General features: G+C 28.0%; 19 protein-coding genes. 12 read left to right on the forward strand and 7 right to left on the reverse strand.

The window, feature by feature from the left end:
- Positions 1–30: 30 nt before the first annotated feature.
- Complete coding sequence (locus tag PF569_06200) at positions 31–369, forward strand: RimK/LysX family protein (protein MDA3855828.1); 339 nt, start codon at positions 31–33, stop codon at positions 367–369.
- A gap of 178 nt (positions 370–547) precedes the next feature.
- Complete coding sequence (locus PF569_06205) at positions 548–1624, forward strand: RimK family alpha-L-glutamate ligase (protein ID MDA3855829.1); 1077 nt, start codon at positions 548–550, stop codon at positions 1622–1624.
- A 27-nt stretch (positions 1625–1651) separates the two neighbouring features.
- Here PF569_06205 and PF569_06210 read toward each other — a convergent pair whose 3' ends face one another.
- Entirely contained in the window at positions 1652–2020 is a 369-nt protein-coding gene (locus tag PF569_06210; protein ID MDA3855830.1) for a hypothetical protein, read from the reverse strand.
- 214 nt (positions 2021–2234) lie between these two features.
- Here PF569_06210 and PF569_06215 point away from each other — a divergent pair, with 214 nt between their 5' ends.
- From PF569_06215 to PF569_06230, 4 genes are all read left to right on the forward strand, one after another.
- Entirely contained in the window at positions 2235–3068 is an 834-nt protein-coding gene (locus tag PF569_06215) for a hypothetical protein (GenBank protein ID MDA3855831.1), read from the forward strand.
- 1 nt (position 3069) lies between these two features.
- A complete protein-coding gene (locus PF569_06220; protein ID MDA3855832.1) occupies positions 3070–3573 on the forward strand; it encodes a hypothetical protein in 504 nt (167 codons plus the stop codon).
- Between the two features lie 97 nt (positions 3574–3670).
- Positions 3671–3901 carry a hypothetical protein gene (locus PF569_06225; GenBank protein ID MDA3855833.1) on the forward strand — a complete coding sequence of 77 codons (231 nt, stop codon included), beginning with the start codon at positions 3671–3673 and terminating at the stop codon, positions 3899–3901.
- A gap of 4 nt (positions 3902–3905) precedes the next feature.
- Positions 3906–4463 carry a hypothetical protein gene (locus tag PF569_06230; GenBank protein MDA3855834.1) on the forward strand — a complete coding sequence of 186 codons (558 nt, stop codon included), beginning with the start codon at positions 3906–3908 and terminating at the stop codon, positions 4461–4463.
- An 11-nt stretch (positions 4464–4474) separates the two neighbouring features.
- On the opposite strand, the gene topA is transcribed toward PF569_06230, so the two are convergent.
- Positions 4475–6820, reverse strand: a complete 2346-nt coding sequence (gene topA, locus PF569_06235; GenBank protein ID MDA3855835.1) for a DNA topoisomerase I — start codon at positions 6818–6820, stop codon at positions 4475–4477.
- Positions 6821–6921: 101 nt separating this feature from the next.
- Here topA and PF569_06240 point away from each other — a divergent pair, with 101 nt between their 5' ends.
- Together PF569_06240 and PF569_06245 are read left to right on the forward strand one after the other, a co-directional pair.
- Entirely contained in the window at positions 6922–7191 is a 270-nt protein-coding gene (locus PF569_06240; GenBank protein ID MDA3855836.1) for a hypothetical protein, read from the forward strand.
- Positions 7192–7270: 79 nt separating this feature from the next.
- The gene (locus PF569_06245; GenBank protein ID MDA3855837.1) at positions 7271–8134 is read left to right on the forward strand and encodes a hypothetical protein; all 864 of its coding nucleotides are present in this window, start codon (positions 7271–7273) and stop codon (positions 8132–8134) included.
- Positions 8135–8137: 3 nt separating this feature from the next.
- On the opposite strand, the gene PF569_06250 is transcribed toward PF569_06245, so the two are convergent.
- The 3 genes from PF569_06250 to thrS all read right to left on the reverse strand — a co-directional run bounded on the left by PF569_06250 (position 8138) and on the right by thrS (position 11597).
- Positions 8138–8797 (reverse strand): methyltransferase domain-containing protein, encoded by a 660-nt coding sequence (locus tag PF569_06250; GenBank protein ID MDA3855838.1) that lies wholly within the window; start codon positions 8795–8797, stop codon positions 8138–8140.
- 2 nt (positions 8798–8799) lie between these two features.
- The gene (locus PF569_06255; protein MDA3855839.1) at positions 8800–9555 is read right to left on the reverse strand and encodes a ribonuclease H-like domain-containing protein; all 756 of its coding nucleotides are present in this window, start codon (positions 9553–9555) and stop codon (positions 8800–8802) included.
- A gap of 77 nt (positions 9556–9632) precedes the next feature.
- Positions 9633–11597: a threonine--tRNA ligase gene (gene thrS, locus PF569_06260; GenBank protein MDA3855840.1), complete on the reverse strand. Its 1965-nt coding sequence runs from the start codon at positions 11595–11597 to the stop codon at positions 9633–9635.
- A 55-nt stretch (positions 11598–11652) separates the two neighbouring features.
- On the opposite strand from thrS, the gene PF569_06265 reads away from it, so the two are divergent.
- Complete coding sequence (locus PF569_06265) at positions 11653–12867, forward strand: DNA repair exonuclease (protein MDA3855841.1); 1215 nt, start codon at positions 11653–11655, stop codon at positions 12865–12867.
- Here the strand turns inward: PF569_06265 and PF569_06270 are convergent.
- Positions 12864–13307 (reverse strand): NUDIX hydrolase, encoded by a 444-nt coding sequence (locus tag PF569_06270; protein ID MDA3855842.1) that lies wholly within the window; start codon positions 13305–13307, stop codon positions 12864–12866. The genes PF569_06265 and PF569_06270 overlap by 4 nt on opposite strands.
- 53 nt (positions 13308–13360) lie before the next feature.
- Here PF569_06270 and PF569_06275 point away from each other — a divergent pair, with 53 nt between their 5' ends.
- Complete coding sequence (locus tag PF569_06275) at positions 13361–13954, forward strand: hypothetical protein (protein MDA3855843.1); 594 nt, start codon at positions 13361–13363, stop codon at positions 13952–13954.
- A 32-nt stretch (positions 13955–13986) separates the two neighbouring features.
- Positions 13987–15537 carry a hypothetical protein gene (locus PF569_06280; protein MDA3855844.1) on the forward strand — a complete coding sequence of 517 codons (1551 nt, stop codon included), beginning with the start codon at positions 13987–13989 and terminating at the stop codon, positions 15535–15537.
- 25 nt (positions 15538–15562) lie between these two features.
- On the opposite strand, the gene dph5 is transcribed toward PF569_06280, so the two are convergent.
- Positions 15563–16378 carry a diphthine synthase gene (gene dph5 / locus PF569_06285; protein ID MDA3855845.1) on the reverse strand — a complete coding sequence of 272 codons (816 nt, stop codon included), beginning with the start codon at positions 16376–16378 and terminating at the stop codon, positions 15563–15565.
- A gap of 195 nt (positions 16379–16573) precedes the next feature.
- On the opposite strand from dph5, the gene PF569_06290 reads away from it, so the two are divergent.
- Positions 16574–17455 (forward strand): hypothetical protein, encoded by an 882-nt coding sequence (locus PF569_06290; GenBank protein MDA3855846.1) that lies wholly within the window; start codon positions 16574–16576, stop codon positions 17453–17455.
- Positions 17456–17666 lie beyond the last annotated feature (211 nt).

Consider the following 17666-nt stretch of genomic DNA (forward strand, 5'->3'; position numbering starts at 1 on the left):
TTTTAAAAAATATAAGGAGATTTTGTTAAAATGGTAAAAAAAAAAGAGAGGTTGGTGATTGGTCTTGTTGAGACAGTTATTTTAGAAGGTAAGAAGTATAAAGCAAAGATTGATACTGGTGCGGATTCTTCTTCAATTGATGAGAGTATAGCTTTTAAATTGGGTTCTAAGGAGATAGTATCTCATAAAATAATTAGGTCTGCTTTAGGGAGAGTTAGAAGGCCTACAGTTATGATTGATATTGAGTTTCAAGGTAAAATTTTTCATGAGAAGATTACAATTGCTAATCGGACTAATCTTAAATATAAAATTTTAATTGGACAAGATATTTTGAAGAGAGAAGGATTTTTGATTGATCCAAATAAATAATAAATTGTATTAAAATTCAATTTATAGTCATTGTTTTTTTAAGAACAATAAATAATAAATTTTCATTTTCAATAGTTTTTTAAAGGATTAAAGATATAATTTAATATTAAAGATGGTACAGTCAAGAATTATGATTCTTTCGGTACGATTTTAAAATTTGGTATGTCAAATTTATAAAATGGGATTAAAATTTGGTCTAATTAGTTTGGGAAGTGTTTCTTCTAAGATGCTTTTAGAGGAGGCTAAAAATTATTTTGATGTTGTTGATCATATTGATTTGAGAAAGATTGAAATCAAACTTGATACGAAAACTACTGTATTGTGTGATGGAGAACCATTAAAGGAGTATGACTGTTTGTATATGAAAGGGAGTTATAGGTATTCTACTCTTTTGTATGGTTTAAGTGAAGTTTTTAAGGATAAATGTTTTGTTCCTCTTGATTCTAATGCACATATTATTGCTCATAATAAATTTATGACTCAGTTATTTTTTGCAAAGAATAAGAATTTAAAAATGCCTGGAACTTATTTTGCTGCAAAGGTTTCTGAGACTAAACAATTTTTGAAGACTCTTAATTATCCAATGATTTTAAAATTCCCTACAGGAACGCATGGAAAAGGAGTAATTTTTACTGAGAGTTATCAGTCTGCTTCTTCAATGATTGATGCATTAGATATATTTAAGCAACCTGCAATTATTCAAGATTATATTGATATTAGATCTGACATTAGAGTTATTGTTGCTGGTGATAAGATTATTGGTTCTATGAGGAGAATTGCAAAGGATGGTGAGATTAGGGCAAATGCTCATCAAGGTGGGAATGCAGAACCTTATGTTGTGACTAGTCAAATTAAGAGTATGTGTTTAGAGTCTGCAAAGATGATTAAAGCAGGAATTTGCGCAGTAGATATTATTGAGAGTGATTATGGTCCACTTATTTTAGAGATTAATACTTCTCCTGGTCTTCAAAAAATTACTGAAGTTACAAAAAAAAATATTGCTGGTGAGATGGCAAAATATTTGTTTGAGGAAACTGAGAAGTTAAAGACTGGAAAAGATAAAGTTAAAACTAAGGATATGATGTCAGATTTGGGTGTTTCAGAGATTGGTTCTAGAGATATTGAGACTGAACTAATTATTAGGAATAATAAAATTGTACTCCCTGAATTTGTGTATAAGATGTCTAAATTTATGGAAGGAGAAGATGTTACTATTAGAATTTCTAATGATAAAATAGAGATTCTCAGAAATTGAAAATATTTTTTGTTTTTATTCTTTAGTTTATTTCTCAACACCTTTTAGAGTTCCAGAGATTCTTATTATTTCAAGTTTTATCTCATCATTGTCTATTTTGTTTATTAGTGTAAGTGCAGCTAGAGTTTTGTCCTTAAATTTTGTTGATACTTTAATTATTGCAGTTTGGTCTTCAAAATTGAATTTGTCTTTTAGTATCCAAACTCCTCCTTTTCCAAAATCAATTGCACCAAGATAATATAATATTTGGTTGTTTAGTGAGTATGATAATGTTTTAAAATCATATTTTTTTTTTGATTCAAGTTTTATTTTAATGAATCTTTTTTTCTCTCTGAGTACTGGTAGAATTGGTTTAAGTTTTGTTTCTTTTATTTGAGAAGGTTTACCTTGTTTCATTTTTCTACTATATATAAAAATGAAGAAATTTTTAAAAATTTCTAAACAACGCAATACTTAGTATTTTACCTTGTTTCATTTTCTATACTAATGAGTATTTGTTGTTTATTATAAATTTTTACATAATTAATATGAAATAATTCTCAGTCATTGTTTTGTTTATTCCAAAACAATAAAATAAAAGTTTATAAAGATTTATTGTAGTATTTTTATTATGATTTTTGACTATGTTAGATTTAAAATTGAAGAGTTGAGAGATTTATTGATTATTAATTTAGTTTTAGCACTTTTGTTTTCTTTAACTTTTGCAAGATTTAGTTTTGAACAAATTTCATTTTTTAGGGTTTTTGTTTCATTTTTTAGTTTTTTGATTATATTATTTATGTTGAGACTTCTTTTTATGAAATATATTGCTTATCGAAATGGTTTTGAGCTAAGTTTAAAACTTACATATTTTGATAGGTATCATTTGAGAAATTATGATAAATTGTCTTATACTACGGATTCAGCGCAAAAATTTGTAGGTCTTAAAGAGATTAAAAAAATAAAAGGTATTCCTATGCCAGTTATGGGTATTATTTTATATATCTTGACACTTGGTCTTTTGATTTTTCCTTCATATTGGATTTATGATAAAAAAAAGATACAGCACAGACATTTAGGTGTTAAAAAATTTTATGAGAGTCAGGCCTTTTTTAATATTACTGATTATAGGTATGCTAAGGTTTTATTTGCAGGATTTTTATTTTATTTTATATTTGGACTTTTCCTTAAGGCTTTTTATAGCTTAATTGGTGCTAGTTTTTATAATGGGTTTATTTTTGCATTGTACTGGATTGCATTTTTCACAATTATTCCAATTTTAGGAACTGAGGGATATGAACTTTTTACAAGGCATTGGTTTATGTGGATTAATGTTTTAACAATATTGATTTTGGGAATGGTTGCACTTCTTGTTTTTGAGAGTATTGAGTATATTTTAATTGTAACAGCAGTTAGTTTTGTTATGGTTTTTATAGTTATTGTATATAAGGAGTTGATGAAGTAGAGTGGAAAAAACTAAGAAATCGGAGATAGGAATTGAGACATTATTTTATGTTTTTATGGCTATAATTTTTGTTTGGATTTTAATTTTTGGTTTTCAAAAGATTTTTCTTGTTCAAGATGTATTGAATGAAAACGATAGAATTGAAATAATGAATGATATTAAGGATTCAATTGAGTATTGTGATGATCCTCTCAATAAAGGTACGGTTAAAGTTATTGATTTTAAAAATAATTTTTTTAATAGTATGTGTCTTGTTGATGTAAATTTTGAGTTTGGAGATTTAGCAATAATTCCAAGTGATGATTTTGTTGAGGACATTAATTTGATAATGGAGAATACTGGTTCAAAGAGTACTATTTTACTTTTGAAGACTTCATTTATCAATAATGATTCACTTGAAGATTATGTAATTATTGATGCTGAAGAGGTTGAGACTAATGTTTTGCCTTTTTGTAGTTTTGATTTTGGTGGACAAGGTGAATTTAAAGCTGAAATTGTTTGTTGATAGATAAAATAATAGTGTTGAATATAAGTGTGATTTTATTAATTAATATATTTAATATATTCTAAAGGTTTTTAAATAAATTATTCTTTATTTTTTTATGGTCGATAAAGAAGAGATTAAAAAAGAAGCAAAACAAATTATGGATAATTTTATGCAAGCTTTGTTTGATATTGACGTAGAGGAAGATTTTTTATTAGAAAGAAAGAGTTGTTATCGTGAAGAAAAGAATGGTGATTTACCTGATAATGATTTTAAACAAAGGTTTTTATCTAATGCTAGAAAAACTTCTGGAGATGCAGTTTTAGCAAATAAGGGTGAGTGGGTATAAAAAAATGAGTAAAAATAATAAAGAAATTGTAAAAGGTAGAATTGAGAAGAAAGAGAAGAATAAAGTTTTAATTCCAAGTATTGTTCTTTTAGTTATCATGGTTTTTTCCATGTTTGGATTTGCCCTTAGTGGGTCTGGTGGAAGTTCAAGTTCTGGAGATGGTAGCGATATTGCTTTTGGACAAAATTTTCAAAATCCTCAAACAGGAGAGCTTTATTATGGTACAGTTAAAAATGGAGAACAGTTTGTTTATAACACAATTGATGGTTATGATGCTGCTTTAGTTGAAGCAGGAATTGCAAGAAAATTAAAAGAACTTAGTTATGTTAATCTTTATGTAGATTCAGATTTTAATTCATCAAATGCTAGATATTTAATTGAAAAAAGTTTAAGAGCTAATGATATTGTTTATAATCAAGTTTTTGATGGTGAATGTAGTGAGAACACATTAGTTTTAACAATTAATCCTTTGTACAATGGAAGTGAGTGTATTAAATTCATTGCTTCTAATAAAGATGCAGAAGAGAGAGCAAAGATATTATCCTACCATTTAGTTAAATAAAATTTTATTTTTTATTCTTTTTTAGATTTAGTTTCTTTAGCAGGCGCTTTTTTCTTTGCTGGTTCCTTTTTCTTAGCAGGAGCTTTTTTAGGTTTAGGACTAATTGGAGTTGTGTCCACTGAACCATGAGTTATTTTCATCATTGTTTTACATTCAGGATAATTATTACATCCTAAAAATTCACCATAGAAACTTTTTCTAAGAGCCATTTGACCCTTTTCACATGTTGGACAAGTCATTCCTTCTTCTTTGTAAGTTTTTGGCATATTGGCAAGATCTTCAGGTTTAGGATTAATTAATACTTTTCTCATTTTCCCTTCAGATTTTCCTGCAAATACAAAGATATTTCCCTCTTCATCAGGTTGGTCTGTTAAAGTTTTAACTACAGGCACTTGAGGGAGTTTGAATATTGTTTTACATTCTGGATACCCATTACATCCAACAAATTTTTGTCCTGTTTTTTTTGCAGATCTGATCATTAGGATTCCATTTTCACAATTAGGACATTTTCCAACTGTTGCTCTTTCAACTTCTACAATCTTTGAAGCTTTGGCAAGTTTTTGTCCAATATCAACTTCATTTTTTTTAATGTCGCCAAGAACTTTTTCTAATTTAGTTCTAGCAATCTTTAAAATATTTTCTGGAGTTGCTTTTCCTTCTCTGATTGCTTCCATTTCTTCATCGAATTGTCTGGTAAGTTTCTCATCAATTAGATCAGGAGTCTCTTTTTTTAGCACATCGTCCATCTCAAGCCCCAATTCAGTTACTTTTATGGATTTGTCAACAACATACCCTCTATCTCTTAAACTTGACAGGATTTCAGCTCTGGTTGCTTTTGTTCCTAAACCTCTTTTCTCTAGTTCTTTAATGATTGATGCGTCAGTATATCTTTTTGGAGGAGAAGTTTCTTTGTCAACTTTGTCAATTCCTTTATTGATTACTTGAGCTCCATTTTCTAGTGTTGGAAGTTCTACTTCTTCAAATTTTAAATATGGCTCGTATAAGTCATGCCAGTTTCTTTCAAGAGTTCTTGTTCCTTTTAGCATGAATTGGTGAGAATTTACATCGATTTTAACAGTATTAGTTTCTCTTACTGCAGGTTTACCAAATATTGAGAAGAATCTTTTAACAATTAAATCGTATAATTTTGCTTCTTGTCCTTCTAATTTCTTAGGAACTTCTCCAGTTGGATGAATTGCAGGATGGGCTGGGTCTGTTTTCTTACCTTCATTTGGTTTGATTTGAGGATTTATTTCAAGAACAATTTTTGCTTTTTCTCTATATATAGGTTGGGCAGCTAATTTTTCAATTACTTTCTTTAATTCTAATTCAGCAGGAAGTTTTTGGGAAGATGTTCTAGGGTATGATGTAATTCCTTCGATATATAACTTTTGAGCAATCTCAAGAGTTCTTTTAGGAGAATATCCAAGCATTGTGGATGCTTCCATTTGAAGTGAGGTCAAATCAAAAGGAGTTGGTACTGCTTGCGTAAATTTTTTAGCCTCAATTGCAGTAATTTTACCATCCTTTCCAGTTGTTTCTTGAGCAACTTTCTTTGCAAATTCTTCATCAAAGATTTTACTTTTTTCTACTTTTTTAGTTTTATTCGAAATTGTAGTATTTTTTTCATCTTCATATTGAGCTTTAATAGGAGTATCTTTACAAAGTCCATCTAAATATATTTCAGAATATGCTTCAGGAATGAATTTAGCAATATCTCTTTCTCTATTGGCTAGGAAATGAAGTGCTGGAGCTTGTACTCTTCCAGTTGAGAGAACTTTAAATTGGTTTGTTCCTTTCTTGATACTTTGAGTGAAAGCTCTTGATAGATTGATACCATAGAACCAATCAAGGTTATGTCTAGTTTCTCCTGCTTTTGCTTGACCCCATTCTAAATGGTCTTGTTTTTCTTCATAGGATTTAACTAATGCATCTTTTGTTAGAGATGAAAATTTCATTCTATTTGCATCCTTTCTTCCTAATGCGAATCTTACTACATTTAAACCAATAACTTCTCCTTCGATATCAAAGTCGGCAGCTACTGTTACTTCATTAGCTTCTTTTCCTAAGTCAGTAAGTAGTCTTATGTAGTCTGCAGTGTATCCAGCTGATTTGTTTACTTTGAATATAGGTTTCCATTCTGTATCAAAAATAGGATATTCCCAAGATTCTCCGCCCTTTTCTCCAAGGATGTATAAGTGGCCTACTGCTGAGGCTACTCTAATCTCTTTACCTTTGTGTGTTAGGGAAAAATAGTTTACATTGTGTTCTCTTATTTTCTTAGGAGAAGAGTCTGCAAGTGCTTTTGCAATCTTTTCTGCTGCCTGTGGTTTTTCAGAAATAATTAATTCATACATTTTTTATTAATAATATATATAATTTCCTATATAGATTTTATAAAGTTTTGTTTGATTGACTTTTAGTAATTCTTTTAAAACGAAGATTATTCTTTGTTACTATGAATAAGGATGAAACTAAAGTTTTAATCAGGAATTTAATTAATAAAATTTACAATTCTGCAGATATAACTAATGATATTTTAGATGAAATTGAAGAAGATCTGAAAATTATTTCAGAGTACTTACAAGAAACTAGATTTTCAAGAGAATTGGGAGTTTTCATTAGTTCTGCTAGAGAACAGAAGAACCAAATTGGGAAAAATAGTTTTAAATTTTTATTTTTGTCTAATTTAGAAAAGAGATATCAAAGACTTTGTAGAGAAGAATAAAAATTATCACATAATTTTTAACCACTTTGAATAAATCAAAGAGGAATAATTATTTAAATTCTAAATTTTAAGGTATAATATGATTATTGATGATAAAATTAAAATTTTTAGGGAAGAAGGGATTTCTAAAATTAAAATTGTATCTGATTTTGATGGAACTCTGACAAAACAATATAGAGATGTAGATACTCGTGAGAACAATTCAGTCTCTGTATTTAGAAATGAAGGATATTTAGATGAGAGATATTCAGATGAAGCAAAACAATTATTTTCAAAATACCATAAAATTGAACTAGATGATACTATTTCTAAAGAAGAGAAAGCAAAATACATGGAAGAGTGGTGGACGTCTCATTGGGAAATTATGAAAGTGTATGGGATGAATAGAGAAGTAGTCGATGATGTTGTTAAAAGAAATTTAATTAAAATTAGAAGTTGTTTTGATGAATTTGTTAAGTTATTAAATAAGAATCGTATGCCACTTTTTATTTTTTCTTCTGGTACTGGAAACTTGATTGAGGAGTACTTGGTTTCAAGAGAGTTGAATTTCTCTTTAGTTAAAGTAATATCAAATATTTGGAAATTTGATTCTAAAGGAAATTTTATAGGAATTAAGAATAAAATTATTCATGCACAAAATAAGGATGTAAGTGTTTTAAAGGATTGGTTTAAATCTCCTTATGAAGGTGCGGAGTGTTTAGTGGATTATTCAGAGGATGTTTTTGATGGTATTGAGAAGAAGAGTAATGTTATTTTAATTGGTGATAGTTTGCATGATATTAATATGTGTAATAATTATGATAATGTTATTAAGATAGGATATATATCTAAGGTTTTAGGAGAAGAGAAAAGAAAAGAATTTGAAAATGTTTTTGATCTAGTTATTGATGATTCAGAAGGACTTGAAAAAGTTATAGATATTCTTAAAAAAATTATTGAATAGTTTTTAGTTTAATGTTAAATATAGATTACCTTTGTTATATTCTCTTTTAGTTATTGTAAAATCAGCTTCTTTGCATAACTCAATTAATTCAGTTTCTTTAAACAAATAATAATACCTATCATGTTTCTTATTTTCAGAAATGAAAAATACTTTGACTATTTGCTTATTTTCATTCTCGAATAAAAATTTGCCTTTTTGTATTTGCTGGTCTACAAAATCTTTTTCTGGAAACCAATTTGCCAATAAGATTTTCCCATCTTCATTTAGGATTCTTTTCATCTCTTTTAGAGATTGTAGTTGTGTTTTTTTTTCTAATAAATGGTGGTGCGCTGCAATGCAAACTATTGAGTCAAATTCTTTATCTTTTATTTCTAGATTTTGCATATCAGAGAGAATTGTTTGAAATCCTTTTTGTTTTACAACTTCTAATTGTCCTTTAGAATAGTCTGATCCGAATATGTTTTCTTTTTTAAAGCCTTTTTTTTGAGCAAGTTCTAAATGTCTTCCTGTTCCACACCCAAGGTCTAAAAATTTTAAATCATTTTTATTTTCAAAACTTTCAATAAATTCTACAACTGGTTTCCAATAATATTGTCTTTTTTTATCCCAATTCTCTGCTACAGTGTTGTATGTTTTTTTTGTTATTTCTTGAAAGTCTTTCATTTTTAGGCAAAGTTGTAGAGTGGAGTTCTTGTTTTTTCTTTCTCTTTTAGATAATATTCTAAAAGGAATTTTAAGTTTACAATATCTTCTTTATTATAGATTAATAATTTTCTTAGAGCATTTTCATCTCCTTTTTTATATCTTCTCCATAGCCTTACTGCTTCGAATCCATCAACTCCTTGGACTTCATCATCTCTTGTAATCCCTAAAGCTATTTCAATTTTTTTTAATCCTCCTGCAAGTCCTAATTCTTTTAGCATAAATCTTAGATCTAGATGTATTTTATCATATTTAATTTTAGATTTGTATTCTATGAAAGGCATGTCAAATGTTTTCCCATTAAATGTTACAATAATGTCAAATTCTTTTAATTTTTCATAAGCTTCTTCTAAGTCTTGGCCTGATACATATGATTTAGCAGTTTCTCCATCGAAGATTCCAATCATAGTAATCTCATCAGTATACTTGGAGAGTCCAGTTGTTTCAATATCGACATATGCGATTTTCCCATAATTTGCAAGTCTGTGGTGTTCTTTTGGAATAAGTTTTTCTTGGAAGTATTTCAAATTATTATTTTCTAGATGTTCTCTTGAGAATATTATTTCCGTTTTTATTTTTTCTAATTTTGATTGAGGTATACAAGATATACTCTCAAAGTTTTCTAGGAATTCTTCCCATGTTCCAATTCCATTTTCCCATAGGACTTTCTCAGTTTCATTAGAGATTCCTTGTGTATGACAGAATGTTTTTTTAAGCATAGTTAATGTTAAGAAAAATACTTTTATAATATTTAGGTGTTATTTTGGGTGGTAAAAAATGACCAAAAATTGAAGTTTTAATCTCTAATTTCTTTTGTCTCTCTTTCTTTTTTGATATCTTTCAAAAATTCTTTAATTGTTGTTGTGAATTCTTCGTTCTTACCATCAACAAATTTTCTTGTTCTTACACTTACAGTTTTATTCTCAATATCTTTGTCACCTAATATTAACATGTAATTAGGTTTGTCAAATTCTCTTGCCATTGCAATTTTTTTACCAACGCCTTCATTAGAATAATCAGTTTCTACTCTGAAGTCTTCTTCTTCTAATTGAGTTTTAATTTCATCACAATAGTCTTGATGTCTGTCTGCAACATTAATTATTTTAACTTGAACTGGTGCAAGCCATAGAGGGAATTTTCCTGCAAAATTTTCAATTAGAATTCCTAAGAATCTTTCAAATGATCCATATATTACTCTGTGAATCATTATAGGTCTAACTTTTTCATCTTTCTCATTAATGTAATTCATATCAAATCTTTCAGGAAGATTCATATCTAGTTGAATTGTTCCACATTGATGTGTTCTTCCAATTGCATCTTTTAGATGGATGTCAATTTTTGGTCCATAAAATGCTCCGTCACCAGGATTCATTTTGTATCCTTTTTTGAATTCTTCTAAAGCTATTTTTAATCCAGTTTCCGCCTTTTCCCAATTCTCATCAGTTCCAATTGAACCTTCCTCAGGCCTAGTTGATAATTCTAGATGGTAATCTAATCCAAGCATACTATATGTTTTTTCTACAAGATTTAATACTCCAAGTATTTGCTCAGTTATTTGATCTTCTCTCATGAAAATATGAGCATCATCTTGATGAAAACATCTTACTCTGAATAATCCAGTTAATGCTCCTGATAATTCATGTCTATGAACTAATCCAACTTCTCCTGATTTTAATGGTAAGTCTTTGTATGAGTGAGATTTTGTTTTGTATACTAAGATTCCACCTGGACAATTCATTGGTTTAATTGCGTATTCAACATTGTCAATATTTGTTTCATACATGTTTTCTCTGTAATGTTCCCAGTGCCCTGAAGTTTCCCATAAGGATTTATTCAACATGATAGGAGTTTTAATAATTTCATAACTATCTTTTTTATGGATTGTTTCCCAGTAATTCATAAGTTCATTCCATAAAACCATTCCTCTGTTGTGAAAGAAAGGCATACCTGGAGCAAAGTCTGAGATTGAGTACAAATCCATTTTCTTTCCAATGATTCTGTGGTCTCTTTTCTTTGCTTCTTCTATCATAGTATAGTATTCATCCATCTCGGACTTTTTCCAAAATGCACTTCCATAGACTCTATTTAGTTGTTTATTGTTTGCATCCGCTCTCCAGTATGCTTTTGTTACTTTCTCTAGCTTGAAGGCTTTTATTAGTCCAGTATTTGTTAAATGTGGCCCAGTACATATGTCTTCGAATTCTCCTTGTTTGTAAAATTTGAATTTTCCATCTTCTAGGTCTGCTTCACCTTTTTCATCTTCGTGCGCCTTTCCTTGAGAGATTGCCTCAATTATTTCTTGTTTGTAGTGATTATCATAAAAGAATTTTAATGCTTCTTCTTTTGTTTTGTAGTTGATTGAGATTTCAAGTTTTTCCTTAATTATTTTTTGCATTTCATCTTCGATTTTAGGAAGTTCTTCATCATTTAATTTTTCACAGTCAACATCATAATAAAAACCATGTTCAATTGCAGGACCTATAGTTATTTTTGCTTCAGGGTGTAGTCTTAATATTGCTTGAGCAAATACATGTCCAGTTGTGTGTCTTAGAACATCTAAACTTTCTTCAGATTTAGGTGTAATAATTTCAAGATTAGAATTTTTAGTGATGGTAGTCGTTAAATCGGATAGTTTTCCGTCAATTTTTGCAGCTATTGCCAATCTTGCTAATCCTTCAGAGATAGATTTAGCTATGTCTAGGACTGATATGCCCGCTTTAAATTCTTTTATGCTACCATCGCTTAAAGTAATTTTAATCATAGTACTTTATATTAAAGGAGAATATTTTATAAAGTTTTAGATATAAATCATAGATATGAAGTTTAAATTTGCCCACCTTGCCGATTTACATTTAGGTTCTTTTCGTGAGAAAAGACTTAATCAACTTAACTTTTTAGCCTTTAGAAAAGCAACAGATAAAATTCTTGAAGAGAAAGTAGAATTTGTTTTAATTTGTGGAGATATTTTTAATAATGCCATGCCTCCAATTGAACTTGTAACATTAGTTGTAGAACAAATAATGAGACTTAAAAAAGAAGGAATTAGAATTTATGTTATTGGTGGAAGTCATGATTATTCTGATTCTGGAAAAAGTTTTTTAGAATTACTAGAGGCTTCAGGAGTTTTTGTTAATACTTGTAAATATGATTTAGTTGGAAAAGAAAAATATAAATTAAATCCAACTTATGATGAGAAAACTAAAACTTGTATTTATGGTATTTTAGGGAAGAGAAGAGAACTTGAAAAAGATTTATATAAAAATTTAGAGAAGATTACTTTGAAGAGTGATTATTTTAATGTGTTTATGTTTCATTCAACTCTTAACGATTTGAAGCCTGATTTTATGAGAGCAGTCGAGGCTGAGATTAATTCTTCTTTTTTGCCAAAGGGTTTTAATTTTTATGCTGGAGGTCATGTTCATAGTGTAATTAATGCTAGTTATGATAAAGGTAAAATTTCTTATCCTGGTGCTATGTTTCCAAATAATTTTTCTGAATTAAAAAGAGAGACTCCAGGGTTTAATTTATGTGAATTTGATTCTGAAAATTTTGAATTAAAGATTAGGAGATTTGATTTAAATATTTTTGAGAAAGAGTATATTAAAATTGATGTTGATGGCTTGAATCCTATTGATGCAAAAAATAAAATTTTGGAAGATGTTGATAAATATGATTTGAATGAAAAATTAGTATTACTTGAAATTGTTGGGATAATTGAAGGTAGAGTTTTAGATGTTAAATTAAATGAAATTGTTTCTTCAATTTATGATAAAGGTTCTTTTCAAGTGTTGAAAAATACTTACAAATTAAATAGTTGTGAAGTTGAAATTCGTGAATCTTTGGTTGGAGATAATGTTTCAGAATTGGAAGATAGAATTATTAATGAGAATTTAGAGGGAACTGAAGAATTTGAGAAAAAAGTCAAATTGATTAAGGATTTATTAATGTTTGATTTTTCTAAAAATGAAGAAGAAAAGAATGCACCCTATGAACAAAGAGTTATAGAATTATTAGAAAAAAATTTAAATTAATTTTTTTTAGAATATTCTAGATAGTCTTCAAGTACTTGTTTATTGTCAAGAGCTAAATCTAAACTAGGTATTACTGTTTTTGAAAACCACTTTATTGTGGAATCTTCAATTATTTGATTTTTTTTGAGATTTGCAGTGAATATTAATGATATAGAATTTTTATTTATATGTCTTCCAATTTTATCATAATATTTTCCAGTAAATTCTATATTTTTTAGTTCTTTTGTTCCAATTTTTCTTTCTGTAACCCTAATTAAAGCATCGTTTAGTGTTTCTTCAGGATGTACATATCCTGCGATTATTTCCCATTTCCTTTTATCTGGTTCCTTTGTTCTAATTTTTAGCAGGATTTCATCTTCTTCATTTGTTATGATTGCATCAACAGCTAGAATTTTAGGGAATAATTCATATCCTGGTTTCTTGAAGAATTTTTTTAACATGATTATATATTAAAATTAAAATTTATAAACTTATTTGTATTTGTAATTTTAGAATGTTGAAAAGTGAAAGGATGATTTTTGATGAAAAAAAACAAAAAGAAGTCAAAATTATTGATGCACGAGATCTTTTTAAGGAAAAGTATGGTGTTTTTCCAGTAAGAGCTTCAAGAGATTATATTTTAAATGAAGTATTACGAAATAATAATAATTTTGCTTTAATTCACCCTGATTCTGCTATTTCTGATTTTTTAGGTAAAGATATTCCAAATGTTGAAGATTTAATAAGGTCTCAAGAAAAAGAAGTATTTTTGAATAATTTAAGATTTAATGAAGATTTGAAAACAGAGTATAATCTTGAAATTAAAGAAGATGTAGTAGAGGATAAAAAAATTGTTGATTTGCAAAGCTTTCAAGATACAAGAGAAGTTACTTATTTAAAACCAGAGATTACAACTAAAAATTTTGCACCAGTTAATTATTCTACTCCTAATTTACCTATAAATAGGTATTCTCCTAATAATTATGTTGGCTTGAGAGGGCTTGAGTATATGGCTTTTGAGAATAGAAGACCTTTACCTAATATGGGTAAGTATGCATATAATATTGCCTCAAAAGAATTTGAAATTAATTATCGGAGAGCTAGTTAAATTTAAAAACTAGTAAATTAAAAATTATTATAATGATTAAAAAGATATTTATTTTATTTTTGTTTTCTTTAATGATTCAAAATATTTTCTCATTGAATCCACAAATTTTAATTGAAGAAAATTCTACTTTTATTGAACAGAGTTCAAATAAATATGAGGTTATGACTTTTGGTAAAATTACTATTTTGAATCCTTCTCTTGTTAATCAAATTTATCAGATGAGTGTTCCTTTAAATAATACAAACAAATTGACAATTAAATTAATAAATTCTTCAAATATTAGCCTTAATGAAAATCAAATTTTTAGTAATAAATTTAGTTTAAATACTAATCTTTCTTTTGAATATGAAATTTATGGAGTTTTGACACAGTTTGAATATAAATTTATTAAAGATAATTTAAGTTCTATTTTTGAATTTGAAACAATTTATGCAGATTTGAAACCTCTTAGGGACGCGAAACTTAACAAATTAGAAAGGGAAAATCAACTTACAACTAATTTTTCACGAAGAAATATTATTGTTGAAATAACTAATCCTACTGAATTTGAAGTTAATCTTAAATATTTGAGACTTTTTAAGACAGTTTCTAATGCGAGTGCAATAATTAATGATAGTATAACTCTTAGTGAAATTAAAGGAATTTATTTAGACCCTAATCAAAAATATATTTTAAATGAGATTGATTTTATTAGTGATGATAAATTGATTTATTGGATAGAGTATGAAGTTATAACTATAAATAATATTGTTAGGGATTTGGAGTCTGTAACTATTTCAAGACCTGGTTCAAATAGAGGTAATGATGATGAAGATGAGGATATAGATTCAGAGGATAGTGTTTTGATTGAAGAGATTGTATTTAAAAAAACAGCATCTAGGACATCAATGGGATTAAATGATAGCATAATAATAAATTTAGAGTTTAGAAATCCTAACGAAGATATGAAAAATGTTTTATTGACTGATTTTTTGCCAGAGCAATTTATTTCAATTTCGGATTTAGTATTGGATATTGGAGATGTTGATAAAGATGAGAGTATATTGTTTGAATATTTTGCTAATTTAACTTTGCCATTTGATTCAGATATAATTTATTTAGAACCTGCTATACTTGAGTATGATAGTAGTATATATTTATTTTCAAATTCTTTAAATATTTTTTATAATGATGAGGGTGAGATTAGAAAAATTATTGTTGAAAAAGAATTACTACCTCAAGAAAATAGTACTAAAGTTATAATTAGAATTAAAAATATTGGAAATGTAGATATTTTAGATATAATTGTGATTGAAACAAATGATGATACAGTATTTATTGATTCAGGTTTTGAAGATGTAAAATACAGGTGGGATATTCTAAATCTTAGCGTTGATGAAGAATGGCAGGTTTCATATGAAATCCCGAAAGATATTTTTGATAGTTCTTTGCCTGAAGTTTATATTCCTGAGGATACAATTATCTATAAAACTTTAGTTTTAAATGAAATTGTTGAGAGTAATTATGATGCTCCAATTTCTCCTATGATTACAATTGTTATTGCAACAGCAGTACTTTTGTTATTAGTTGATGTGATTTTTTAAGAATTTTTGGTCGGAAGAAGAATTTTTAAATCTTGAACTGCTTTAAAAATTCTTCTTCCATTTCGTGCATGTCTCCAGGAATTATTATACAAAGTGGTTCTTTTAATATTTCTTTTTTATCGTATTCAATTAATTCTTTAATTGTTCCATATAATATTATTTCATCCTCAAAGCCTAATCTAGAGCATATTATTGCATCATCAATCTCATCTATTACTTGGGATTCTTTCTCTTCAATTTCTTCGTTCTCAAGCATCAATTTAGGTATATCTAGTAGAAACTGTAGCGCTTTGTTTGCTTCGAGGTATTTATCGTGTCCTTTATATGCGATATCATTTGAAGGATTTAAGTCAAGAAGAAATAATGAGTGTGCGCCAATTCTGTGATTGTCTATAAATACTAGATATGGAGTTCTTGGCATAAATTTTTCTGAAAAGAAGGGGATTGAAGTTATTTTTCCAAATTTGTAAAATTGAAGTCCAGTTCTTGTTATATAGTTTCCAATTGATACATTGTTGTAAACTTTTGTTTTAATATTCATGTCCTTTGCTCTTAGAAGTAAATCTGTATGAGTTGTTGCAATTAGTGGGTCGCCTAATATTAGAAGAGCAATGTCTGTTTTTTTTGCAGGTTCAAGAATCTGTTCTTCAATTTGACTCTCAATTAAGTCTCTATCTGCAATAGTTAGTTCTTTTCCTAAATATTTTGATAAGTCTTCAAATGTTGTTTGATAAAATGAAGTGTAATATTCTAGAAATACTTTTTCTGATTTTTTTATGGCTTCTAGCATTTCTGGATTGATATGCTCTTTTTTTGCGCCAATTCCAATTAAGTGTAACATTTTTCTACTAAGTGTAAAAATGGAGAAATTTTTTAAAATTTCTAGACTAAGTGATGCTATGCATTTTACTTAGTAACATTTTTCTATATATTTGGAAGTAATTGTTGTTTTATAAGATTTGTTTTTTATGTGTGCGAGAGTAGTAACATTTTATGTGTGTTTATAAAGTGGTTTTTATTAGCTAATTTTAGATTTATGGGCAAAAATAATGTTCGAGAAGTAATAGGGATTACATATAAGTTAGGTTTAGTGTTACAAAAACACTTTCCTAATTTGGGAATGGGGTATAAGGGTAGCTTATTTGATGTAGCAAAAAATTTACAAGAAAGGGTTGGAGATAAGGTTGCATTTAGAGTTGATGGTAAGTCAATAACTTATGGTGAAATTAATTTGAGCATTTTGAAAACTGGAGTTAGAAATTCGTTAGGTGGTGTTGAAGAAAATGAGTTTCATGATGGGTATTCGGGATTATTGGGAGATTCTTATTCTGAAAAGAAAGGTAATGGTGGGATTACGACTAGAGATAGAGGTGTTGGGTGTTTTGCTATTTCGATTGAAGAAAAGAAGAAATTAGGTAAGAAGAATATTCATAAATTACATAAAATTAATGGCACTACTGTTTGGCAACCATGGGAGAGAGTTAGTTTTTTTAAATATTTTAAAGATCCAGAGTTTCAATATGGATCAAGACCAAATTATGCTTTAATTGCAGAACAATTAAATGATGAGTTTCATGAAGGATTTCCGACTCGAAGTTCAAAGTCTTTAGAGATAGAACTGCAAAGGATAAAAAATAAATTAGGTATTGAGAAGAAAAAATTGATAAATTGGAATAAGGAGTTAGTTTATTCTAGTCAAAATGATGTGATGCCACTTATTGATTTTGTTGTTTATTGTTCTAAAGCAAGTAAATTTAAACAAAAATATCGAGATGGTTTTAGAGTCAAAACTAAAATTCTTGCAAATTATTTAAATGAAAAATTTTCAAGGGAAGATTTTACTACATACAATGTTGGAAAAGCTTTGAAAAGATATGATTCTACTTCAGAGAATTTAGAAGAAAGGATTGCTTCATAATTTTTCAGATTTATTTATTAGAATTTTTATAACGGCAGAACTGGGATTTGAACCCAGAATTCCATAGGAACTAGATTTCAAGTGGTAAGCGTAATTCCGTATAATGGTATTGTGCTTTATCTTAATCTAGTTCCTTTTTGTTATCGAAAATCAAGTTTGTAAGTTTGATTTCATTACATTAAATACAAATCTCCATTTATTTATAAATTTA

Source organism: Candidatus Woesearchaeota archaeon (assembly GCA_027858315.1).
Lineage (GTDB): Archaea > Nanobdellota > Nanobdellia > Woesearchaeales > UBA583 > UBA583.